The organism is Luteibacter sp. PvP120, from assembly GCF_054055715.1.
Window position 1 is genome coordinate 345,212 of record NZ_JBSRXP010000001.1, and the last position, 18,187, is coordinate 363,398.

An 18,187-nucleotide genomic window follows, 5' to 3' on the forward strand; every position below is an offset into this window, starting at 1 on the left:
TGAACATCAATCCAGGGATGGCGGGTAAAAGTTTAGGGCGATTTTTTGCTTACCATCGGAGGAAAGTCGCCCGGCGAGCCACCGGCCGCGTTATGGGTCGCCAAGCGTCGGGCCAGGGCCATGAAATCGTCGGCAAACCCCCGCGCATCGAAAAAGCCCGGACCTCCCCGTGCCACGGCCAGCCGGCGGCGGGCGTCCGCCTGCCATCCCGGGTCCCCGGCATAGCGCACGGCGGCGGCAACGAACGCCTCGTCCTCGTCGGCGTTGAAATCGCCCATCCCCAGGTAGTGATTGATGCTGCCCGCGACCCGGGTGGCGAACGTCTCGCCGGGTCGCGTCAGCACAGGACACCCCGCCCACAGCGCGTCGGAAGCCGTCGTATGCGCGTTGTACTGCTCGGTATCCAGGAACAGGTCGGCATGGCGGTAGCGACCCAGGTACATCGAATGGTCGGACTTGGGGGCGAAGATAAGGCGTTCGCTGGACACGCCTGCCCTGTCGGCGGCCGCCTCAAGCCGCACCTTGCCGTCCCCTGGCGGGGTCATCAACCAGAGGACACTGCCTTGCACGCTCCGCAGGATGCGGAACATCCGCTGCATGCTGCGCGGATTGAGCTTGAACGACGCGTTGAAACAGACGAAGACGAACGCATCCTCCGGCAGGCCCAGTTCCGGGCGCGATGGGACGTCGGCCACGTGCCGCGTGGGATCGGTGGCCTGGTAGCACCGGGGGAGCCGGACCACCCTCTCGGCGTAGTGACGCTCGCTCTGCGGCGGGACGACGAAGGCATCCGCCAACACATAGTCCATGAACGACGCGCCTGTGGTTCCCGGGTAACCGAGCCACCCCATCTGCACGGGCGCGGCACGCAAGGCAAACGCGTCGGGTCGGCGCAGACGGCAATAGCCGTCGAGATCGACCAGGACATCGATGCGCAGGCTGCGGATACGTTCGGTGACGGCCTGGGCAGGCAGCGAGGCCATGTCGTGGAACAGGTCGCCCGCCTTCTCCATCCGGTCCCTCAGTGCACTGCCGTCGGCGACGCTGGTGGCGAACAGGTGGATCTCCGCGCCCGGTCGCCGCATGGCTTCGATCACCGCCGGTACGAGGATGGAGGTCGGATGCGCACCGAAACCGGCGGACACGAAGCCGATACGAAGGATGCCATCGCCTGCGGTCACCGGGCGGCGGTCGACCATGCCCTCCGGCGAGCGCGACGCATACCGTTCGGCGCAATCGCGCTCTTCCTCGGCCGTCGTACCCTCGGCAAGGAAATCGATGGGCAGCATGGTCATCGTCCCCGCCGCGACGGCGGCACGCAGACGTGCCGCCAGGGTGTCCAGGTCGGTCCAGTCGCAGACCCTTCGTTGCATGGCGACCAGCGATGCGAGGTGGCGCGGGTGATCGGGCTGGAGCATGAACGCCTGTCGATACGCCGGGACCGCCCGTTCCGCCTGGTTTGCACGTTCACTCGCCATGCCGAGGTGCCACCAGGTCGTCGCGTGGTCCGGTGCCAGCTCCGTCGCCGTTGCATAGGCCTGCGCTGCCTCGGCGAATCGCGCCTCGTGCAGTGCCACCGCGCCTCGTAGCAGCCAGCCGGGCACGAAGCCGGGCGATTGCCGCAACACGTCCTCGGCATGGCCTGCCGCCGCCTCCGTCCGGCCCAAGGCGAGCTCGCATTGCCCCAGGTTGACGCGCGCGCCCAGTGCCCGCTCGTCCCGAGCGGCATAGCCATGGCAGATCGCGGCGGCTTCCATGTTCCCGGACTGGAACAGACCGCGCCCTAGGTCGTTCACTGCCGCGCTGTCCAGCGGGCTTTCGTCATCCAGCACGCCCAGGGCACGACTGAAGTCATCCGCCGGGAGCAGGCCCGGCTCGCCGAAGCGATCGCGCAATGCGCGGTGAAGTTGCTCCCCCAGACCCCACATCCCGTTTTTCTCCGACTCAATCAAATGCGTCACACCATCGATCTTCACCGACCTCGACTCAACTCGAAGTAGCCCAGCGGAAAGCTTCCCCCCATCCCAAAGCTGAAATAGTCACCCTTGACCTGAGGCTCTCCGAGCTTACCCTTAAGCAACAAATAGGCATCGCACATCTGGTTGCGGCCTATGGTGAGTTGATCCTGTTCTATCTGATAGGCGAGCGGCTCGGACCTCGGGAAGAAAGCCTCGTCTCCTGTCGTCGATGAAATGACCTTCACCGTTTTCCAGTCGCCGCCCAGGCAGGACTCCGCCTGCTCATCGGTGAACTCCACTGTCAACGTGGTGACTACACGGTGCTCAGGATTTTCGACGGCAAGATTCCACTCACCGGGAAGCTCGCTACTGAGAGCCGCACCCGGAACGACAAGGCCGGCCGTACTGAGCAGTAGGATAAGGCGTGTTTTCTTCATGCAGTAGAATTCCAGAGCAGGAACTTTGAACAACCCGGCCCAATCATCGCGCAAACCAGACGGCGACGGCCCAACGGCGTTTAAAACCTATCCCGCTAAACCATGAGTTGACGCATCGAAGGCAATCCTTATGTCTATCCCCTTGGTAAGGCTCATCATCTACGTACGCGACATCGCAACGATGAAGTCGTTCTACCTCACCCACTTCGCCTTGCCCGTCGTTGAAGAAATCGAGAACGAATGGGTCGTTTTACAAGCCGGCGGCATCGAACTAGCTCTTCACCTGATGGGTGCAAGGTTTCGAAACACCGCGAACTCCCTCACATCGCCGATGCAGGACGAAAGAGCCGGCCCAACGACCAAATTCGTATTTGCCATCACATCGGATCTCGCAGCCCACCGCGCCAGGCTCCAGGCCGCGGGAACCAAGGTCGGCGAATTAAAGCGTTATGAAGGGTTTCCATACGAAATGTACGACGGCCGCGACCCCGAGGGAAATGTGTTCCAGGTCATGCGATTCGACTGATATCACGCAGCGGATTTCAGATGCGACGCCCCCTGCGCGGCTTCCCGTATCGAGGAATCCGAGCTGATTTACGAAATAACTCAAAGCCTTGCCGCGCACGACACGGTATGATGCGCGTCCGGGTGGACCACAAGGAAACACAGCAGTGACGCGATATTCCCTTCGTGCGGCAACCATGGCCGCGCTCGTCATGGCCTTTGGCGGCGCCTTCGTCGCCCCCGCGCAGGCCGACGAGACCGCCGCATCCAGCGCAGACAAGCACCTCCGGCCAGGCTTCGACACCTGCATGGATGCCTCCGAAGGCGTCACCGTGAAGATGAACAGCTGTCTCGCCAAGGAATTCGACTACCAGGACAAGCGGTTGAACACCGCCTACCAGGCCTTGCGCAAGTCGCTTTCCGACAAGGACCGCCTGGCACTCCGCGATGAGGAGCGCGCCTGGATCAAGGCACGCGACACCAAGTGCGCGCCCGACAAGGATGGCGGTACGGCTGCCCTGCTCGTCTCCGGCGATTGCGCGCTGACGCAGACGGCGGAGCGTGCGACGGAACTGGAAGGCCGACTGAAGAAATAAATACCCGTGCCCGGCGGCATGCCGGGTGTTTTCGATAGTGAACCAGGAGTTATACGCATGACGGATGATCTCGATAAAGCAAAACGCGTCGCCGGTAGCTGGCACCTCGGCCAGACCTCGGCCGGTTACGAATCCGGCGCGGCCGGTCCCGGCGCGGTATCCACCGGCAAGGGCGATCACGGTGGTGTGTCGTACGGGTCCTTCCAGCTGTCCACGAAGATGGGCACGCTGCAGGAATACCTCGACCAGTCGGCCTATAAGGACCAGTTCAAGGGCCTGACGCCCGCCACCCCAGCCTTCGACGAGAAGTGGAAGGCGCTGGGCAAGAACGATCCGGGTTTCGGTGCCGACCAGAAAGACTTCATCGGCCGCTCGCATTACAACGAGCAGGACAAGGCGCTGAAAGCCGCCGGCATCGACCTGTCCGGCCGCGGCATGGCGGTACAGGATGCCGTGTGGAGCACATCCGTGCAGACCCGCGACCTGACGCCGAAGATCTTCGCCAAGGGCCTGAAAGAGAAGTTCGGCGACGACTACCAGCTCGACAAGCTCAGCGACAAGGACATCGTCGATGCCGTGCAGGATTACAAGGCGGCGCACGTCAAGGATATCTGGGCCAGTTCGCCCCAACTGCACAAGGGCCTTTCCAAGCGCATCGCGCACGAGAAGGAGTCGCTCGATGTCCTCGCCGATGCCGATCGCGTCCTCAAGGAAAACGGCGTGACCGTCGAACACAAGGGCAAGGCAGCATCCGCCGCCGATCATCCGAGCCAGGCCTCGGGTGACCACGTGCAGCGCGCCGGTACGCTACGCTTGCACGATCATTCGCCCGACGTGGCGGCGCTGCAGGCCATGCTCAACAAGCACGGCAACCTGGGCAACGACGGCAAGTCACTGACGCCCGATGGCGACTTCGGTCCCAACACCCAGGGTGCGCTGAAGCGCTTCCAGACCGAAGCCGGTCTGACCGCCGACGGCATCGCCGGGCCGAAGACCATGGAAGCGCTCAAGGCGGCGACGCGCGAGCAGCCCATGGAAAGCCTGAAGGACAAGGATCACCCCGGCCACGCCCTGTACGAACAGGCACTGGCGCAGGTGCACCAGCTGGACGCGAAGCTGGGCCGCACGCCCGACGCCATCAGTGAGAACGTGGCCGGCGCCGCTGCACAGAAGGCACAGGCCGAAGGCCTCACCCGGATCGACCACCTGGTCATGGCGAATGACGGCTCGACGGCGTACACGGTCCAGGGCGACCTGAACTCACCGCTGAAAAAGGTCTCCGGCGTCGACATGAACACGGCGATCGGCCAGACGCCGGAACAAAGCGCAAGTCTGTGGAACCTCGAGGCCAACAACCAGAAGCTGGCCGCGCAGGAACGCCATCAGCAGCAGGCACAGGCCCCGGCCGCCGCCCAGCAGGCCGCGGCACCCCAGCAGTAACCGACCAACGCAAGGCAAAGGGCCGGCAGGATGCCAGCCCTCCGCGAAGCAAAAGCCTCTCGTGACCCTGCCTGTTCAGGCGACTCGGGTCACACGCCTTCGACCATGTAGACCCGATAGTCCGCTCCCTTGAAGCGGTGCTCGCGCGCTGCGGTGTATGCCGGGCTGTTGTACCAGGCCAGCGCCTCGGCCTTAGTCGGGAAGCTGATGATCACCGATCCGTCGACCGGATCGCCTTCCAACGTTTCCACCTCGCCATAGAAAGCCAGCCGCGTGGCCGGATGCCCCTCGCCCGCCTTGGCGGCGAGCTGCCCGTAGGTGGCGAACTCGTTTTCATCTTTGATGCGATCGCGGGTAAACACCACGTAGGTCGTCATAGACATTTCCTCATGAGCCAGAAGCGTGGGTGAGCCGTTTACCAGGGAAGCGTCTGGCCGAGGTAGGTAAAGCTGCCGGTCGGACCGTCTTCGCCGATAAGGGCCATGCTGACGCTGCTCTTCGCGCCGGTCGGCACGTCGATCTCGCCCTGCCCGCCGTTCATGTCCGTCTGCACGTAACCCGGATGGATCGCGTTGACCTTGATCGGGGTGTCGCGCAGTTCGTACGCGAGATGGATGGTCCACGCGTTGATAGCCGTCTTCGAGGCATCGTAGGCCGGCACCTTGAAGCTATAGATTGGCGAGCTGGGATCCACGTGCAGGGCCAGCGAACCCAGCTGGCTGGACACATTGACGATGCGTGCGGCATCCGCCTTCTTCAGCAGCGGCAGGAACGCCTGCGTGACTTCCACCACAGCGAACACGTTGGTGTCGAAGGTCTCGCGCCACACGGCGAGCGTCTGCTCGGACGGCGCCTTGCTCATGTCGTCGACCATGATGCCGGCGTTGTTCACCAGGATATCGAGCTTGCCGAACCGGGACGTGACCTCGGCAACGGCCTTGGCGATGCTTTCGGTATTGGTGACATCCAGGACGATCGGTTCGACGGAAAGTCCTTCCGCCACGAGCTTGTCGGCAGCGGCCTTGGCACGACCGGCATCGCGGCCAGCCAGCAGCGTCAGTACGCCGGCCTGGGCCAGCTGGCGCACCGTTTCAGTGCCGATGCCACGGGTGGCACCCGTGACGAGTGCAATTTTCTGCGAGGTATTCATGAGACGTCCTTTATCTATCGACGGAAGGCGGATGCCCCCGGACTTCTTCTGCACCAGGCGAGTGCAAGGACAAGGCGGGAACGCTGTCTGTCGAGATAGGGACGCCGGGGCACCGGATAAAGCCCCCCTCATGCCGGCAATCCTGGCCCCAGGCACCGGTAGTCATCCAGGGAGGCACGCGCGGTCGGCGGTGCATACGCGGCATAATCGGCAACCACGGCGATGGCATCGGCTTTGGCCGGCCATCGGACATCACCTCGTTCGTCGCCCATGGGCGACAGCATGCACAGGGAACATCGCATGATCGAAACCGACCGCCTCACTCTGTCCATCCCGACCATCGACGACTTCGAACCGTTCCACGCGATCCTCTCCCAACCGGAGGTCTACCGGTTTATCGGCGCGGGGCCTTCGCCACGTCCCGAGAGCTGGGTGCGTTTCCTGCGCAGTGTCGGCCACTGGAGCCTGTACGGTTATGGCCTGTTCGCCATCCGCAGCAAGGCCACCGGGGAATACATCGGCGAGACGGGCACGGCGCACTTCGAGCGCGATCTCGGTACCGACTTCGACCCCTATCCGGAAAGCGCCTGGCTTCTGGGTGCGAACAGCCATGGCAAGGGGTACGCGACCGAGGCGGCGGAGGCAGCGCTTCGTTGGTTCCTGCGACTGAAGGGCCCGCAACGCACGGTGTGCATCATCGATCCACTGAATATCGGTTCGCTTCGGGTGGCCGAGAAGCTCGGCTATCAGCCGATCGACGAGCGCGATTACCGCGAAAAGCCGGTGATCGCCTTCGAACGCCTGCCGTGACGCGCCGCTGAATTCGCTACCGCGTTTTCGGACGAAACCTGCATCTGTGCTCGCAGTCACAACGCACGACCGATCCACTCACGATGATGCACGCCACACGCCACGTGCGTTCAGGCCTTGGCTTTCCCTTCCCGGGAGGGCCGTCTTCGGAGACAGACCATGTCGATGCCAAGAAAGTCCTGTCTGGCGCGCTGCCTGCTTGCCGCAGCGCTGGCGGTAACGAGCGGTTCGGTATGGAGCCATGCCATCAAGAACGGCCAGGTGGTCGACGACAACGGCAACCCGGTGCAGTTACGCGGCGTCAACTGGTTCGGCTTCGACACCAACGTACACACCGTGCATGGCCTGTGGGCACGCAACTGGAAGGACATGATCACGCAGATGCAGGGCCTGGGCTTCAACGCCGTGCGCCTGCCGTTCTGTCCGCAATCCTTGAGCGGAGTGGCACCAAGTAGCATCGATTACGGACTCAACCCGGACCTGCAGGGCCTGAATTCACTGCAGGTGATGGACAAAGTGATCGACGAGCTGAGCAGCCGCGGCATGTACGTCCTGCTCGACCATCACACGCCGGATTGCAACGCCATATCCGAGCTCTGGTACACGTCGTCCTACAGCGAACAACAATGGATCGACGACCTCACCCTGGTCGCGACGCGTTACGCCGCGGTACCGGGCGTGATCGGCATCGATCTGAAGAACGAACCGCATGGCGCGGCCACATGGGGCACGGGTAACGCGGCAACCGATTGGAACACCGCCGCCGAACGCGCATCGGCCGCGGTGCTGAAGGTCGCACCCAAGTGGCTGATCGTGGTCGAGGGCATCAGTGAGAACCCCAGCTGCTCGAGCAGCGGCGGCCATTTCTGGGGTGAGAACCTGGAGCCCCTCTCGTGTACGCCACTAAACATTCCGGCGGACCGGCTGCTGCTGGCACCGCATGTCTACGGTCCCGACGTGTCGATGCAGTCGTATTTCAGCGCGTCGAACTTCCCGGCCAACATGCCGGCCATCTGGGACCAGCACTTCGGCCGCTTCGCGACATCGGGCCAGGCGTTGCTACTGGGCGAATTCGGCGGAAAGTACGGCCAGGGCAGTGCGCAGGACGTGACGTGGCAGAACGCACTGGTCGACTACCTCATCGGCAAGGGCATCCACGGCGGCTTCTACTGGTCGTGGAATCCGAACAGCAACGACACCGGTGGCATCCTCAACGACGACTGGTCATCGGTGCGTACGGACAAGGTGACCCTGCTGAAGAAACTCTGGGCCACGCACTAAGGCCGGTGTGCCGGACCTTCGTCGCGCCGGTGCGACGAAGGTCCCATCCCAGGCGGCGGCCGAGCCCATACATCGGCCGCCGCCTTTCATCTCAGATGCCTTCAGTCCTCGATACGCTGGAGATCGTCCGCGTCGGCCGACCGGGCGATGGACTCCTGCAGGTGCGCCACGTGTTTCGTGATGTCCTGCGTCGTATGGGCAAGCCGCCGGATCTCGTCGGCGATAACGGCGAAGCCCTTGCCTTCCTGCCCGAGGCGCGCCGCCTCGATGGTCGCATTCAACGACACGATATTGGTCTGGTGCGCGATCAGCTGGATATCGGCGACCAGTTCGCCGATGCGATCCGCATCCGCCTTGGCGGCAAGGCGCTTGGACTGCCGGTCGTCCTCCATCACCAGGCGGTCCTTTTCCGGCTGGATATCGGTAAGCACGCCCACGGCGCGCAGCGGCATGCCTTGGTCGTCCCGGCTCGTCTGCCCGCGGGCACGGAACCAGCGATAGTCGCCGTTCTTGCACAGCAGCCGGTATTCGATATCGAAGCCCGTCGCCCCGGTCGTATCGTTGAGGTGATCCGCGAACGCCTGCAACGATCGGGCCTTGTCTTCCGCATGCAGCTTCGACGCCCAGCTGTCCAGCACATCCGGAAATTCCGCGACGCTCGTGTATCCCAGCAGTTGCCGGAACTGCGGCGACCACCAGAAGGCGTTCTGCGGATTGACCGGATCGCCCGCGATGACGCTCATGTCCCAGAGCCCATCGTTGAGCATTTCACGCGACAAGTTGAATCGCGTGAGCGTGATGTCCAGTTCCGCGTCGCGGGCCAGCTCGTCGTGGATGTCGCTCAGCGAACCCGCCACCCGGATCGGCTCGCCATTGGGATGACGGATGGAATCGCCCTTCGCGCGGAACCAGCGGTAGCTGCCGTCCTTGAGCATCAGTCGATAGCGAACGTCGTACGGGGTCTTACCCGAGCGATCGGACAGGTGGGCCGAAAACGCAGCGAGCGTGCTTTCCAGGTCTTCGGGATGCAGCCGGTTCGACCAGCTGCCCAGCACGTTCGGGAAATCGTTCTCGTCCTGGAAACCCAGCATGGCGCGGAACGGGTCCGACCACCAGAACGGCTGCGACGCATCCACCTGGCCGCCCACGGCCTCCATATCCCAGAGGCCGTCCGTGGAAACGCGACGGGTCAGGTCGAAGCGTTTCTGCAATGCATCCAGCGCACTGAGCGTTTTTTCCAGATCGTCGGTACTTTGAACCCGCGCCACGTCCAGGTCGTCGACCGATGCCACCTCGATCACCGGGATATCCGAGACCGCCTTGCCTGCCCTTTTGCGCCAAAAACCCATGACCACCTTCTTCGCCTTACGTTATCGAATAGGCGATATCGGCAAGAACAAAGGATTATTTAACAGCTCGTTTAACCTGGAGACAGGCTGAAAGGTGCATCGAGGCTCGCACGCATCAGGATGGATCGGCCCATTCGAAGGGCTCTACCCGCTCCTGCAGACCGATGAGGAACGCATCCGCCACCAGTCGCAACGGCCGCGTATCCACGTCCCTGCCCCGTTCGCGAATCAACGTCGCGAAGCGCGCATACAGGCCGGCATATTCGCGATCATCCGCCGTCAGCGTCTGATCCGGCAGGATGAGCACATCGCCACCTTTGCTGAGCTTCAGTGTCCCGCCATCGGTTTCGACCACGATGTCCCACGTCTGTGGGCCGGTCTGTCGCCAGTCCAGGTCCATGGCGATCGGCACGCCGTCGCTGTCGGCGAACTGCAACGCCGCCGCGATCGGCGCCGCGCGATTGGCGGGAAACGACAACGTGGCGGAGGTGAGGAAAAACCCGTTGGGCAGGATGCGCGTGGCGATCGACAAGGCATTGATGCCCGGATCGAACACGCCCAGGCCACCCGGTTCCCACACCCACTCCTGCCCGGGATGCCAGACGCGCACGTCTTCCCGCCAGGTGATCGCGACACGATCGATGCGCCGCGTGGCCAGCCATTCGCGCGCCGGCTCGACGCCCGCGGCATGCTGGGAATGCCAGCCGGCGAACAGCGTCAGGCCGCCCGCCTCCGCCCGCTGTTCCAGCACGGCGACTTCCGCGAGCGTGGCGCCGGGAGGCTTTTCGAGGAACACATGTACACCGTGCTGGAGTGCTTCACGGGCCAGTGCGTACCGCACCTGCGGCGGCGTACACAGCACGACGGCATCTACGGCCGGCCCGTCGCGGAACAAGGCCGTGAGGCTGTCGAAGGATGTCACGCCTTCCACCGAAGGCAGCGCCGGATCGACCACCGCCACCAGCTGGAAATCTGGGCTACCCGCCAGCGCGGGCAGGTGCTGGTCGCGCGCGATCTTGCCCAAGCCGATGACGGCGATGCGAACAGGCGCCACGGTCAAAGTGCCTTGACGGTCACGGCCTGCGCGTCGGCCTGCGCCAGCGCATTGCGTAGCGGCAGGGTGAACGGCGCCGCCTCGATCTCGAATTCATCGCCCACTTGCGTCGTGATGCCTTCCGAGAACGACAGCGTGGCCGTGCCGAAGAAATGCACGTGCACGTCACCCGGTTGGCGGAACACGTCGTATTTGAAGTGATGCGCTTCGAGGTTGGCGAAGCTGTGCGACATGTTCTCTTCGCCGGACAGGAACGGCTTCTCCCACAGCACCGCACCGTCGCGATGGATGCGGCTGCTGCCCTGGATCTGCGCCGGCAGCGGCCCTACCAGCAGCTCGGGCCCCAGCGCGGCCTGGCGCAGCTTGGAATGGGCCAGCCAGAGGTAGTTGTGCCGTTCCGTCACGTGATCGCTGAACTCGTTGGCCAGGCACACGCCCAGCCGGAACGGCGTGCCGTCGTCACCGATCAGGTAGATGCCGGCCAGCTCGGGTTCTTCGCCGCCGTCCTTCGCAAAGGCGGGCGACGTGAGCGCTGCGCCCGGCCCGACCAGGCCATGGCCGTTGCCCTTGTAGAACCACTCCGGCTGGCTGCCGACCTGCCCGGCCGCGGGCTTTCCGCCTGCCACGCCCTCGAGGAAGATGCGCATCGAGTCGGTCTGCTTCTCCGCGGCGGCGGCCTCGCGGTGCATCTTGTCGCGTCCTTCCGCGGAACCCAGGTGGGTCAACCCCGTGCCGGTCATGAACAGGTGGGCCGGGTCCGCGTGATCGATCGGCGCGAGCAGGCGCCCGGCCGCCAGTTCGGCCGCGATATCGACCGTGGCGCCGACGCCGCAGGCCGCAACGGCACCTGCCAGGTCGGTGCCCGCGGCGATGGCGCGGTTGGCCAGGGCGCGCACGCTATCCACGCCGGGAACAAACGCGGCGGTGTCACCCCGCGCGGCGATCACGGAGCGCGTGCCGTCCGCGGCACGATGTTGCAAAAGACGCAAGGTCATGGCGTTGTCTCTCCAGGGCACACGGGGCGCGGGGAATCAGGCGGCGGGGACACCGTTGACGAGGCGCGGCAGGCCGGCGTCGTCACGCAGCGCGGCGGGCAGCAGGGCCTGCGCGAAGTTCTGGTACGACACCGGGCGCAGGAAGCGATCGATGGCGAGGCTGCCCACCGAGGTGGATCGTCCGTCGGATGTGGCCGGGAACGGGCCGCCGTGGACCATGGCGTGGGTGACCTCGACGCCGGTCGGCCAGCCGTTGACGACGATGCGTCCGCACTTCCGCTCCAGCAGCGGGATCAGGCGCGCGGCCAGCGCCGTGTCGCCCTCGTCCATATGCAGCGTCATGGTCAGCTGGCCTTCGGCGGCCGCGACGACCGCTTGCAGCTCGGCTTCGTCGGCACAGCGCACCAACAGCGACGAGGCGCCGAAGACTTCGTGTGCGAGCGCCTTGTCGGCCAGGAACGCCTTGCCCGTGGTAGCGAACAACGCGGCGCTTCCGGCGCTGGCACCGTCGCCGGGCAGACCCTGCGCCACGGTGGTGACCTCGTCCTTCTGCCGCAGCGTGTCGACGGAGCGCTCGTACGCGCCGTGGATCGCGCCGGTGAGCATCGTCTGCGCCGGGGCCTTCGACACGGCGCCACCGGCAGCCGCGACGAACGCATCCAGGCCCTCACCCTCGATGGCCAGCAACAGGCCGGGGTTGGTGCAGAACTGCCCCGCGCCCATGGTCAACGAACCGACGAAGGCCGTACCGAGCGCGTCGCCGCGCGCACGCAGCGCTTCGGGCAACAGCAGCACCGGATTGATGCTCGACATCTCCGCGTACACGGGGATGGGCACCTCGCGTTCCTGCGCCAGTTTGACCAGCGCGAGGCCGCCGGCGCGCGAGCCGGTGAAACCGACGGCGGTGATGGCGGGGTCCTTGACCAGGGCAGCGCCAAGTTCGATCCCGGGACCGGTCAGGTTGGCGAACACGCCCGCCGGCAGGCCACAGGCTTCGACCGCGGTGTGGATCGCCGAGGCGACCAGGGCGCCGGTCGCCGGATGCGCCGGGTGGCCCTTGACGACCACGGGGCAACCCGCTGCCAGCGCGGACGCGGTGTCCCCACCGGCCGTGGAGAACGCGAGCGGGAAATTGGAGGCGCCGAATACGGCCACCGGGCCCAACGGGACCATGCGCAGGCGCAGGTCGACACGCGCGGGCGTCACGTCGGCCGCGGTGGCCGGGTCGATGCGCAGGCCCATCCAGCCACCGCGGCGCAGCACGCCAGCGAACAGCTTCAGCTGGCCGACGGTGCGGCCACGCTCGCCTTCCAGGCGCGGCCGCGGCAGTCCGCTCTCGCGCATGGCCGTGACGATCAGTTCGTCGCCCAGTGCCACGATTTCCTCGGCGATGCGCTCGAGGAAGGCGGCCCGGCTCTCGGCATCTGTCGTACGATAAACATCGAACGCGGCGTCGGCCGCGGCGCAGGCCGCCCTGACCCGATCGACGCCATCCGACGCGAAAGGCTTACCGAAAGGCTGCCCCGTCGCGGCATCCACCGATCGAAAGGCGTTGGGAGTCACACCGGTTTTTTCGTCGTTCGACATATGTTGCACCGCGATAATTACTCAGACAATTAGGGTAAGGCGGTTATACTGCTTTTGCAATGGCGGGCGGCCGAGGGACGGGAAGGAATGAACACGTGAGCAACACCAAGCCGACAGCACCGATCAAGGCGGACACCCAGGCACCGCGCGAGCCGCGTGGCACGGGCCGGCGCCTGTATGGCGCGATCGCGCACAAGCTGGGCGCCGCCATCCTGGCGGGCGAATACCTGCCGGGCGACGTGCTCTCCGGCGAGGTGGTGTTTTCCGAGCAACTGGACGTATCGCGCAGCGCCTATCGCGAGGCGATCCAGGCGCTGGCGGCGAAAGGGCTGGTCGAGAGCCGGCCCAAGGCCGGCACGCGCGTGCTGCCGCGCAGCCGCTGGAACCTGCTCGATCCGGAAGTACTGGGTTGGGCGTTTGCCGGCAGCCCGGACACGGCGTTCATCCGCAGCCTGTTCGAGCTGCGCGCCATCGTCGAACCCGCTGCCGCCGCGCTGGCCGCCGAACGGCGCAGCAAGGACGACCTGAAGGCCATGCGTGATGCCCTGGCCGGGATGACCCGCCATACGCTCGCCACCGACGCCGGCCGCATGGCCGACCGCGACTTCCACAGTGCGATCCTGCATGCCACGGGTAACGACGCCTTGATCGTATTGAATGCGAGCATCTGCGCGGCGGTCAGCTGGACCACGCAATTCAAGCATCGCCAGCGCGCCCTGCCCCGCAACCCCATTCCCGACCACCGTCGCGTGCTGGTGGCGATTGCCGACGGCGATGCCACGGCGGCCAGCGAGGCGATGCGGGTGCTGGTGGAACTGGCGCTGGAAGACACCCAGCAGTCGATGCAGCCCTGAGCGCGGGCGGCATCGACTGCCGGTAGACGGCATTCCTGGAACGTCGCCTCAGCGACCGCCGGTGCGACGCTTGTTGTAGACGTCGAACGCCACCGCGGCCAGCAATACCAGGCCCTTGATCAGCGCCTGATATTCCGTGCCCACACCGAGGATGGACATACCGTTGTTGAGCAGGCCGATGATCAGGCCGCCGATGATCGCGCCGGTGACCGTGCCGATACCGCCGGTGACCGCCGCGCCACCGATGAACACGGCGGCGATGGCATCCAGCTCGAAGCCCGTGCCGGCGCTGGGGCTGGCCAGGTTGAGCTGTGCGGTGAACACCAGACCGGCCAGGGCCGAGATCACGCCCATGTTCACGAACAGCAGGAATGTCACCCGCTTGGTCTTCACGCCCGACAGCGCCGCGGCACTGAGGTTGCCGCCGATGGCGTACACGTGCCGGCCGAACACGGACCGCGCCATGATCGCCGCATAGGCCACGATCAGCACGCCCAGGATCACCAGCACGATGGGGGTACCGTTGTAGCTGGCCAGTAGGAACGCCATGAAGGCGATCAGGAACACGGAGAACGCCAGCTTGAGGACGAAGTACCACAGCGGCTCCGATTCCAGCCCATACCGATGCCGCACCGCCCGCTGCCGCAGCGAACCGTACAGCAGCACCAAGGCGGCGACACCGCCGAGCACCAGTGTCAGCGGCTCGTAGCCACTGGTGCCGAAGGCCGGCAGGAAGCCCGAGCCCATCCGGCGGAACGCCTCCGGGAACGGCGAGATCTGCTGGTTCTGCAGCGCGATCTGCGCGGCGCCACGGAACAGCAGCATGCCCGCCAGGGTGACGATGAAGGCCGGTATCCGGAAATAGGCGATCCAGAAGCCTTGCCACGCACCGACCAGGCCACCCAGGACCAGGCACAGCACCACGGCGGCCGGCCACGGGATATGCCACTGCGTGATCATCACCCCGGCCATGGCCCCGATGAACGCCACCAGCGAGCCTACCGACAGGTCGATGTGCCCGGCGATGATGATCATCACCATGCCGATGGCCAGGATCAGGATGTAGCTGTTCTGGATGACCAGGTTGGAGACGTTGATCGGGCGAAGCGTGATGCCGTCGGTGGCGAACTGGAAGAACAGCACGATGACGATCAGCGCGCTGAACAGGCCGACCTGCCTCAGCTGGCCGGTCAGGTAGCTCAGCGCCTTCCTTACCCCGCCACCCTGCGGCGTCATTTCATTGGACGTTGTCACTGGCGACCTTCTCCCGTTCTCGTGTCATGTGCTGCATAAGGACCTCGGCGGTCGCCTCGGATCGTAGAATGTCCGCGGTGACGCGCCCCTCGGCGAGGGTGTAGATGCGGTCGCAGACGCCGAGCAGCTCGGGGAGTTCCGACGAGATCATGATGATCCCCTTACCCTCGTCGGCGAGCCGGTTGATGATGGCGTAGATCTCGTACTTGGCACCCACATCGATGCCGCGGGTGGGTTCGTCGAGGATCAGCACGTCGGGATCGGCATACATCCATTTGGACAGCACCACCTTCTGCTGGTTACCGCCCGACAGCTTGCCGGTGATGGCATCGACACCGGGCGCCTTGATGTTGAGGTTCTTCAGGTACTCGCCGGCCACGGTGGCTTCCTTGTGGCCATCGACGAAGCCGAACAGACTGGCCAGCTTGTGCAGGGCCGAGCCCGAGGTGTTGCGGGTGATGTCGTCGATGAGGTTCAGCCCGTAGCGCTTGCGGTCTTCCGTGGCATAGGCCACGCCGTTCGCGATCGCCTTGGGTACGGTGCTCATGTCGATCTCGACGCCGCGCTTGAACACCTTGCCGCTGATCTTCACGCCGTAGCTGCGCCCGAACACGCTCATGGCCAGCTCGGTGCGCCCCGCGCCCATCAGGCCGGCGATGCCGACGATCTCGCCGGCGCGCACGGTGATGCCGGCATCGGTGATGATCTGGCGGTCGACGTCGATCGGGTGGAAGCAGTTCCAGCCCTCGATCCGCAGCAGTTCGTCGCCGATCGTCGGCGTGTGCTCCGGATAGCGGCTTTCCAGCTCGCGTCCGACCATGCCCTTGATGATCCGTTCCTCGGTGACTTCGCCCGCGCTCATGTCCAGCGTCTCGATCACGTGACCGTCGCGGATGATCGTGACCTCGTCCGCGATCGCTTCGATTTCGTTGAGCTTGTGGCTGATGATGATCGAGGTGATGCCCTGTTCCTGCAGCTGCTTGATGAGGCCGAGCAGGTGGGCGGAGTCGGCATCATTGAGCGCCGCCGTGGGTTCATCGAGGATCAGCAGCTTGACCCGCTTGGACAACGCCTTGGCGATCTCCACGAGTTGCTGCTGGCCCACGCCCAGGTCGGTGATCTTGGTGATCGGGTTGTTGTTGAGGCCTACCCGTTCCAGCAGCTTGGCCGCTTCCAGGTTGGTCTTGTTCCAGTCGATCCAGCCGTGGCTCTGCTGTTCGTTGCCGAGGAAGATGTTCTCGGCGATGGACAGGTACGGGCTGAGCGCGAGCTCCTGGTGGATGATGACGATGCCGGCGGCTTCGGAGTCGTTGATGCTCTTGAAGTCTACCGGCGCGCCTTCGAAGACGATCTGCCCGTCGAAGGTGCCCGCGGGGTAAACCCCGCTGAGCACCTTCATCAGTGTCGATTTGCCGGCACCGTTCTCGCCGCAGATGGCGTGGACATGGCCGCGTTTGACACCGAGCGACACGTTCTGCAACGCCTTGACGCCGGGGAAGGTCTTCGTGATGCCCTGCATCTCGAGAATGTTGGTGGTCACGTATCCTCTATCCTCAGGCAGGACTTACTGCAGCTGCGCCGGCGTGTAGTAACCGCTGTCCACCAGCACCTGCTGGTAGTTCGCCTTGGTGACCACGGTGGGCTGGAACAGGTAGGTCGGCACGACCACGACCTTGTTGTTGTAGGTCTTGTCGTCGTTGGTTTCCGGCTTCTTGCCGCTGAGCAGGTCGTTGGCCATCACCGCGGCCTGGTCGGCCAGCTTGCGGGTGTCCTTGTAGATCGTGGAGTACTGCTGGCCGGCGATGATCGACTTGACCGAGGCGGCCTCGGCATCCTGACCGGTGATGACCGGCAGCGGCTTGGACGCATTGCCGTAGCCGGCACCCTGCAGCGCGGAGATGATGCCGATCGACATGCCGTCGTACGGCGACAGCACGCCGTCGAGGTTGGCGCCGGCCGAGTACGACTTGGCCACCAGGTTCTGCATGCGCGCCTTGGCCGTGGCCGGGTCCCACTGCAGTGTGGCGACCTGGGTGAAGCCGGTCTGGCCGCTCTTCACCACGATGCTGCCATCGGCGATGTACGGCTTGAGGGTATCCATCGCACCGTTGTAGAAGAACGTGGCGTTGTTGTCGTCCGGGCTGCCGGCGAAGATCTCGACGTTGAGCGGGCCTTTCTTGTCGGTCTTCTTGCCGTCCGCGCCCAGCAGGCCCAGGCCGGTGAGCAGGCTGTTGGCCTGGTCGACGCCGACCTTGTAGTTGTCGAACGACACGTAATAATCGACGTTCTTGCTGCCGGTGAGCAGACGATCGTAGGAGATGACCTTGATGCCGGCCTTGGCCGCGGCATCGAGCTGGTCGCTCAGCGAGCCGCCGTCGATCGACGCGATCACCAGCACCTTGGCGCCCTTGGTGATCATGTTGCTGACCTGCAGCACCTGCTGCGGAATCTTGTTGTCGGCGTATTCCAGGTCCACCTTGTAGCCGAGCTTTTCCAGATCTTCCTTGACCGCGTTGCCGTCCTTGATCCAGCGCTCGGAGACCTTGGTCGGCATGGCGACGCCGACGAGGGCGCCCTTGTTGTCGCCGGAGGCGGCGGCCGTGTCGCCGTTGCCGCGGCCGCCGGAACAGGCGGCGAGCGAGAAGGCGAACCCGACGGTGGCGAGGCCGAGGAGCAGGTTGCGTGAGTTCACTGGGGGGTCCCTTTCAGTTGGATGCTGCATGATGGCGTCATCTGAAGGGGCGACTCGTGAATGCACTGCGCGCAGGCCGTGCCGAGGTATTCGTCCAGACAACGTGGGTTCGGAAAATTCCTTTACCGCCGCTTGACTCATGGATTATCTTGTCTGAGTAATAGACTATCGACGCATCCATCGCGCGTCAACGGCTGGCCGGAGCCCCTCACCGCGCCGAGCCGTC

16 protein-coding genes and 1 pseudogene are annotated in these 18,187 nt (G+C 64.8%); 6 read left to right on the forward strand and 11 right to left on the reverse strand.

Features of this window, described 5'->3' with window-relative positions; genetic code table 11:
* Positions 1 to 32: 32 nt before the first annotated feature.
* Entirely contained in the window at positions 33 to 1,928 is a 1,896-nt protein-coding gene (locus ACVKN3_RS01380) for an O-linked N-acetylglucosamine transferase, SPINDLY family protein (protein WP_354512977.1), read from the reverse strand.
* A 44-nt stretch (positions 1,929 to 1,972) separates the two neighbouring features.
* A complete protein-coding gene (locus ACVKN3_RS01385) occupies positions 1,973 to 2,395 on the reverse strand; it encodes a hypothetical protein (RefSeq protein WP_354512975.1) in 423 nt (140 codons plus the stop codon).
* Between the two features lie 130 nt (positions 2,396 to 2,525).
* On the opposite strand from ACVKN3_RS01385, the gene ACVKN3_RS01390 reads away from it, so the two are divergent.
* From ACVKN3_RS01390 to ACVKN3_RS01400, 3 genes are all read left to right on the forward strand, one after another.
* The gene (locus ACVKN3_RS01390) at positions 2,526 to 2,921 is read left to right on the forward strand and encodes a VOC family protein (RefSeq protein WP_354512973.1); all 396 of its coding nucleotides are present in this window, start codon (positions 2,526 to 2,528) and stop codon (positions 2,919 to 2,921) included.
* Positions 2,922 to 3,066: 145 nt separating this feature from the next.
* Positions 3,067 to 3,495, forward strand: coding sequence for a lysozyme inhibitor LprI family protein (locus ACVKN3_RS01395; RefSeq protein WP_354512971.1), 429 nt, complete (start codon positions 3,067 to 3,069; stop codon positions 3,493 to 3,495).
* 57 nt (positions 3,496 to 3,552) lie between these two features.
* Positions 3,553 to 4,935 (forward strand): peptidoglycan-binding domain-containing protein, encoded by a 1,383-nt coding sequence (locus tag ACVKN3_RS01400; RefSeq protein ID WP_354512969.1) that lies wholly within the window; start codon positions 3,553 to 3,555, stop codon positions 4,933 to 4,935.
* An 89-nt stretch (positions 4,936 to 5,024) separates the two neighbouring features.
* Here the strand turns inward: ACVKN3_RS01400 and ACVKN3_RS01405 are convergent, their stop codons facing one another.
* A complete protein-coding gene (locus ACVKN3_RS01405) occupies positions 5,025 to 5,312 on the reverse strand; it encodes a DUF1330 domain-containing protein (RefSeq protein WP_354512967.1) in 288 nt (95 codons plus the stop codon).
* Between the two features lie 38 nt (positions 5,313 to 5,350).
* Complete coding sequence (locus ACVKN3_RS01410) at positions 5,351 to 6,085, reverse strand: SDR family oxidoreductase (protein ID WP_354512965.1); 735 nt, start codon at positions 6,083 to 6,085, stop codon at positions 5,351 to 5,353.
* 300 nt (positions 6,086 to 6,385) lie between these two features.
* Between ACVKN3_RS01410 and ACVKN3_RS01415 the strand changes: the two genes are divergently transcribed.
* Positions 6,386 to 6,895 (forward strand): GNAT family N-acetyltransferase, encoded by a 510-nt coding sequence (locus tag ACVKN3_RS01415; protein ID WP_354512963.1) that lies wholly within the window; start codon positions 6,386 to 6,388, stop codon positions 6,893 to 6,895.
* 159 nt (positions 6,896 to 7,054) lie between these two features.
* A pseudogene (locus tag ACVKN3_RS01420) lies at positions 7,055 to 8,170 on the forward strand (glycoside hydrolase family 5 protein); the annotation flags it as partial.
* Between the two features lie 107 nt (positions 8,171 to 8,277).
* Here the strand turns inward: ACVKN3_RS01420 and ACVKN3_RS01425 are convergent.
* From ACVKN3_RS01425 to ACVKN3_RS01440, 4 genes are all read right to left on the reverse strand, one after another.
* Complete coding sequence (locus ACVKN3_RS01425; protein WP_354512961.1) at positions 8,278 to 9,525, reverse strand: methyl-accepting chemotaxis protein; 1,248 nt, start codon at positions 9,523 to 9,525, stop codon at positions 8,278 to 8,280.
* A gap of 115 nt (positions 9,526 to 9,640) precedes the next feature.
* On the reverse strand, positions 9,641 to 10,579 hold the full coding sequence (locus ACVKN3_RS01430) for a Gfo/Idh/MocA family protein (protein WP_285405734.1): 939 nt from the start codon (positions 10,577 to 10,579) through the stop codon (positions 9,641 to 9,643).
* Between the two features lie 2 nt (positions 10,580 to 10,581).
* A complete protein-coding gene (araD1, locus tag ACVKN3_RS01435) occupies positions 10,582 to 11,574 on the reverse strand; it encodes an AraD1 family protein (RefSeq protein ID WP_285405732.1) in 993 nt (330 codons plus the stop codon).
* A gap of 36 nt (positions 11,575 to 11,610) precedes the next feature.
* Positions 11,611 to 13,137, reverse strand: coding sequence for an aldehyde dehydrogenase (NADP(+)) (locus ACVKN3_RS01440; RefSeq protein ID WP_285405730.1), 1,527 nt, complete (start codon positions 13,135 to 13,137; stop codon positions 11,611 to 11,613).
* A 119-nt stretch (positions 13,138 to 13,256) separates the two neighbouring features.
* Here ACVKN3_RS01440 and ACVKN3_RS01445 point away from each other — a divergent pair, with 119 nt between their 5' ends.
* Positions 13,257 to 14,015, forward strand: a complete 759-nt coding sequence (locus ACVKN3_RS01445; RefSeq protein WP_285405729.1) for a FadR/GntR family transcriptional regulator — start codon at positions 13,257 to 13,259, stop codon at positions 14,013 to 14,015.
* 48 nt (positions 14,016 to 14,063) lie between these two features.
* Here ACVKN3_RS01445 and mmsB read toward each other — a convergent pair whose 3' ends face one another.
* From mmsB to chvE, 3 genes are read right to left on the reverse strand one after another with little or no spacing between them, the layout of a single operon-like run.
* Positions 14,064 to 15,269 (reverse strand): multiple monosaccharide ABC transporter permease, encoded by a 1,206-nt coding sequence (gene mmsB / locus ACVKN3_RS01450; protein ID WP_354512958.1) that lies wholly within the window; start codon positions 15,267 to 15,269, stop codon positions 14,064 to 14,066.
* Entirely contained in the window at positions 15,253 to 16,809 is a 1,557-nt protein-coding gene (gene mmsA / locus ACVKN3_RS01455) for a multiple monosaccharide ABC transporter ATP-binding protein (protein WP_285405727.1), read from the reverse strand. Before mmsA ends, mmsB begins: the two co-directional genes overlap by 17 nt.
* A gap of 24 nt (positions 16,810 to 16,833) precedes the next feature.
* Entirely contained in the window at positions 16,834 to 17,961 is a 1,128-nt protein-coding gene (gene chvE, locus ACVKN3_RS01460) for a multiple monosaccharide ABC transporter substrate-binding protein (protein ID WP_275451396.1), read from the reverse strand.
* Positions 17,962 to 18,187: the final 226 nt, after the last annotated feature.

Bases quoted from the DNA above. Each gene is read 5' to 3' on its own strand.
- ACVKN3_RS01380 (WP_354512977.1), bottom strand. From the start codon at position 1,928: ATGTGGGGTCTGGGGGAGCAACTTCACCGCGCATTGCGCGATCGCTTC.
- ACVKN3_RS01385 (WP_354512975.1), bottom strand. From the start codon at position 2,395: ATGAAGAAAACACGCCTTATCCTACTGCTCAGTACGGCCGGCCTTGTC.
- ACVKN3_RS01390 (WP_354512973.1), top strand. From the start codon at position 2,526: ATGTCTATCCCCTTGGTAAGGCTCATCATCTACGTACGCGACATCGCA.
- ACVKN3_RS01400 (WP_354512969.1), top strand. From the start codon at position 3,553: ATGACGGATGATCTCGATAAAGCAAAACGCGTCGCCGGTAGCTGGCAC.
- ACVKN3_RS01405 (WP_354512967.1), bottom strand. From the start codon at position 5,312: ATGACGACCTACGTGGTGTTTACCCGCGATCGCATCAAAGATGAAAAC.
- ACVKN3_RS01410 (WP_354512965.1), bottom strand. From the start codon at position 6,085: ATGAATACCTCGCAGAAAATTGCACTCGTCACGGGTGCCACCCGTGGC.
- ACVKN3_RS01415 (WP_354512963.1), top strand. From the start codon at position 6,386: ATGATCGAAACCGACCGCCTCACTCTGTCCATCCCGACCATCGACGAC.
- ACVKN3_RS01425 (WP_354512961.1), bottom strand. From the start codon at position 9,525: ATGGGTTTTTGGCGCAAAAGGGCAGGCAAGGCGGTCTCGGATATCCCG.
- araD1 (WP_285405732.1), bottom strand. From the start codon at position 11,574: ATGACCTTGCGTCTTTTGCAACATCGTGCCGCGGACGGCACGCGCTCC.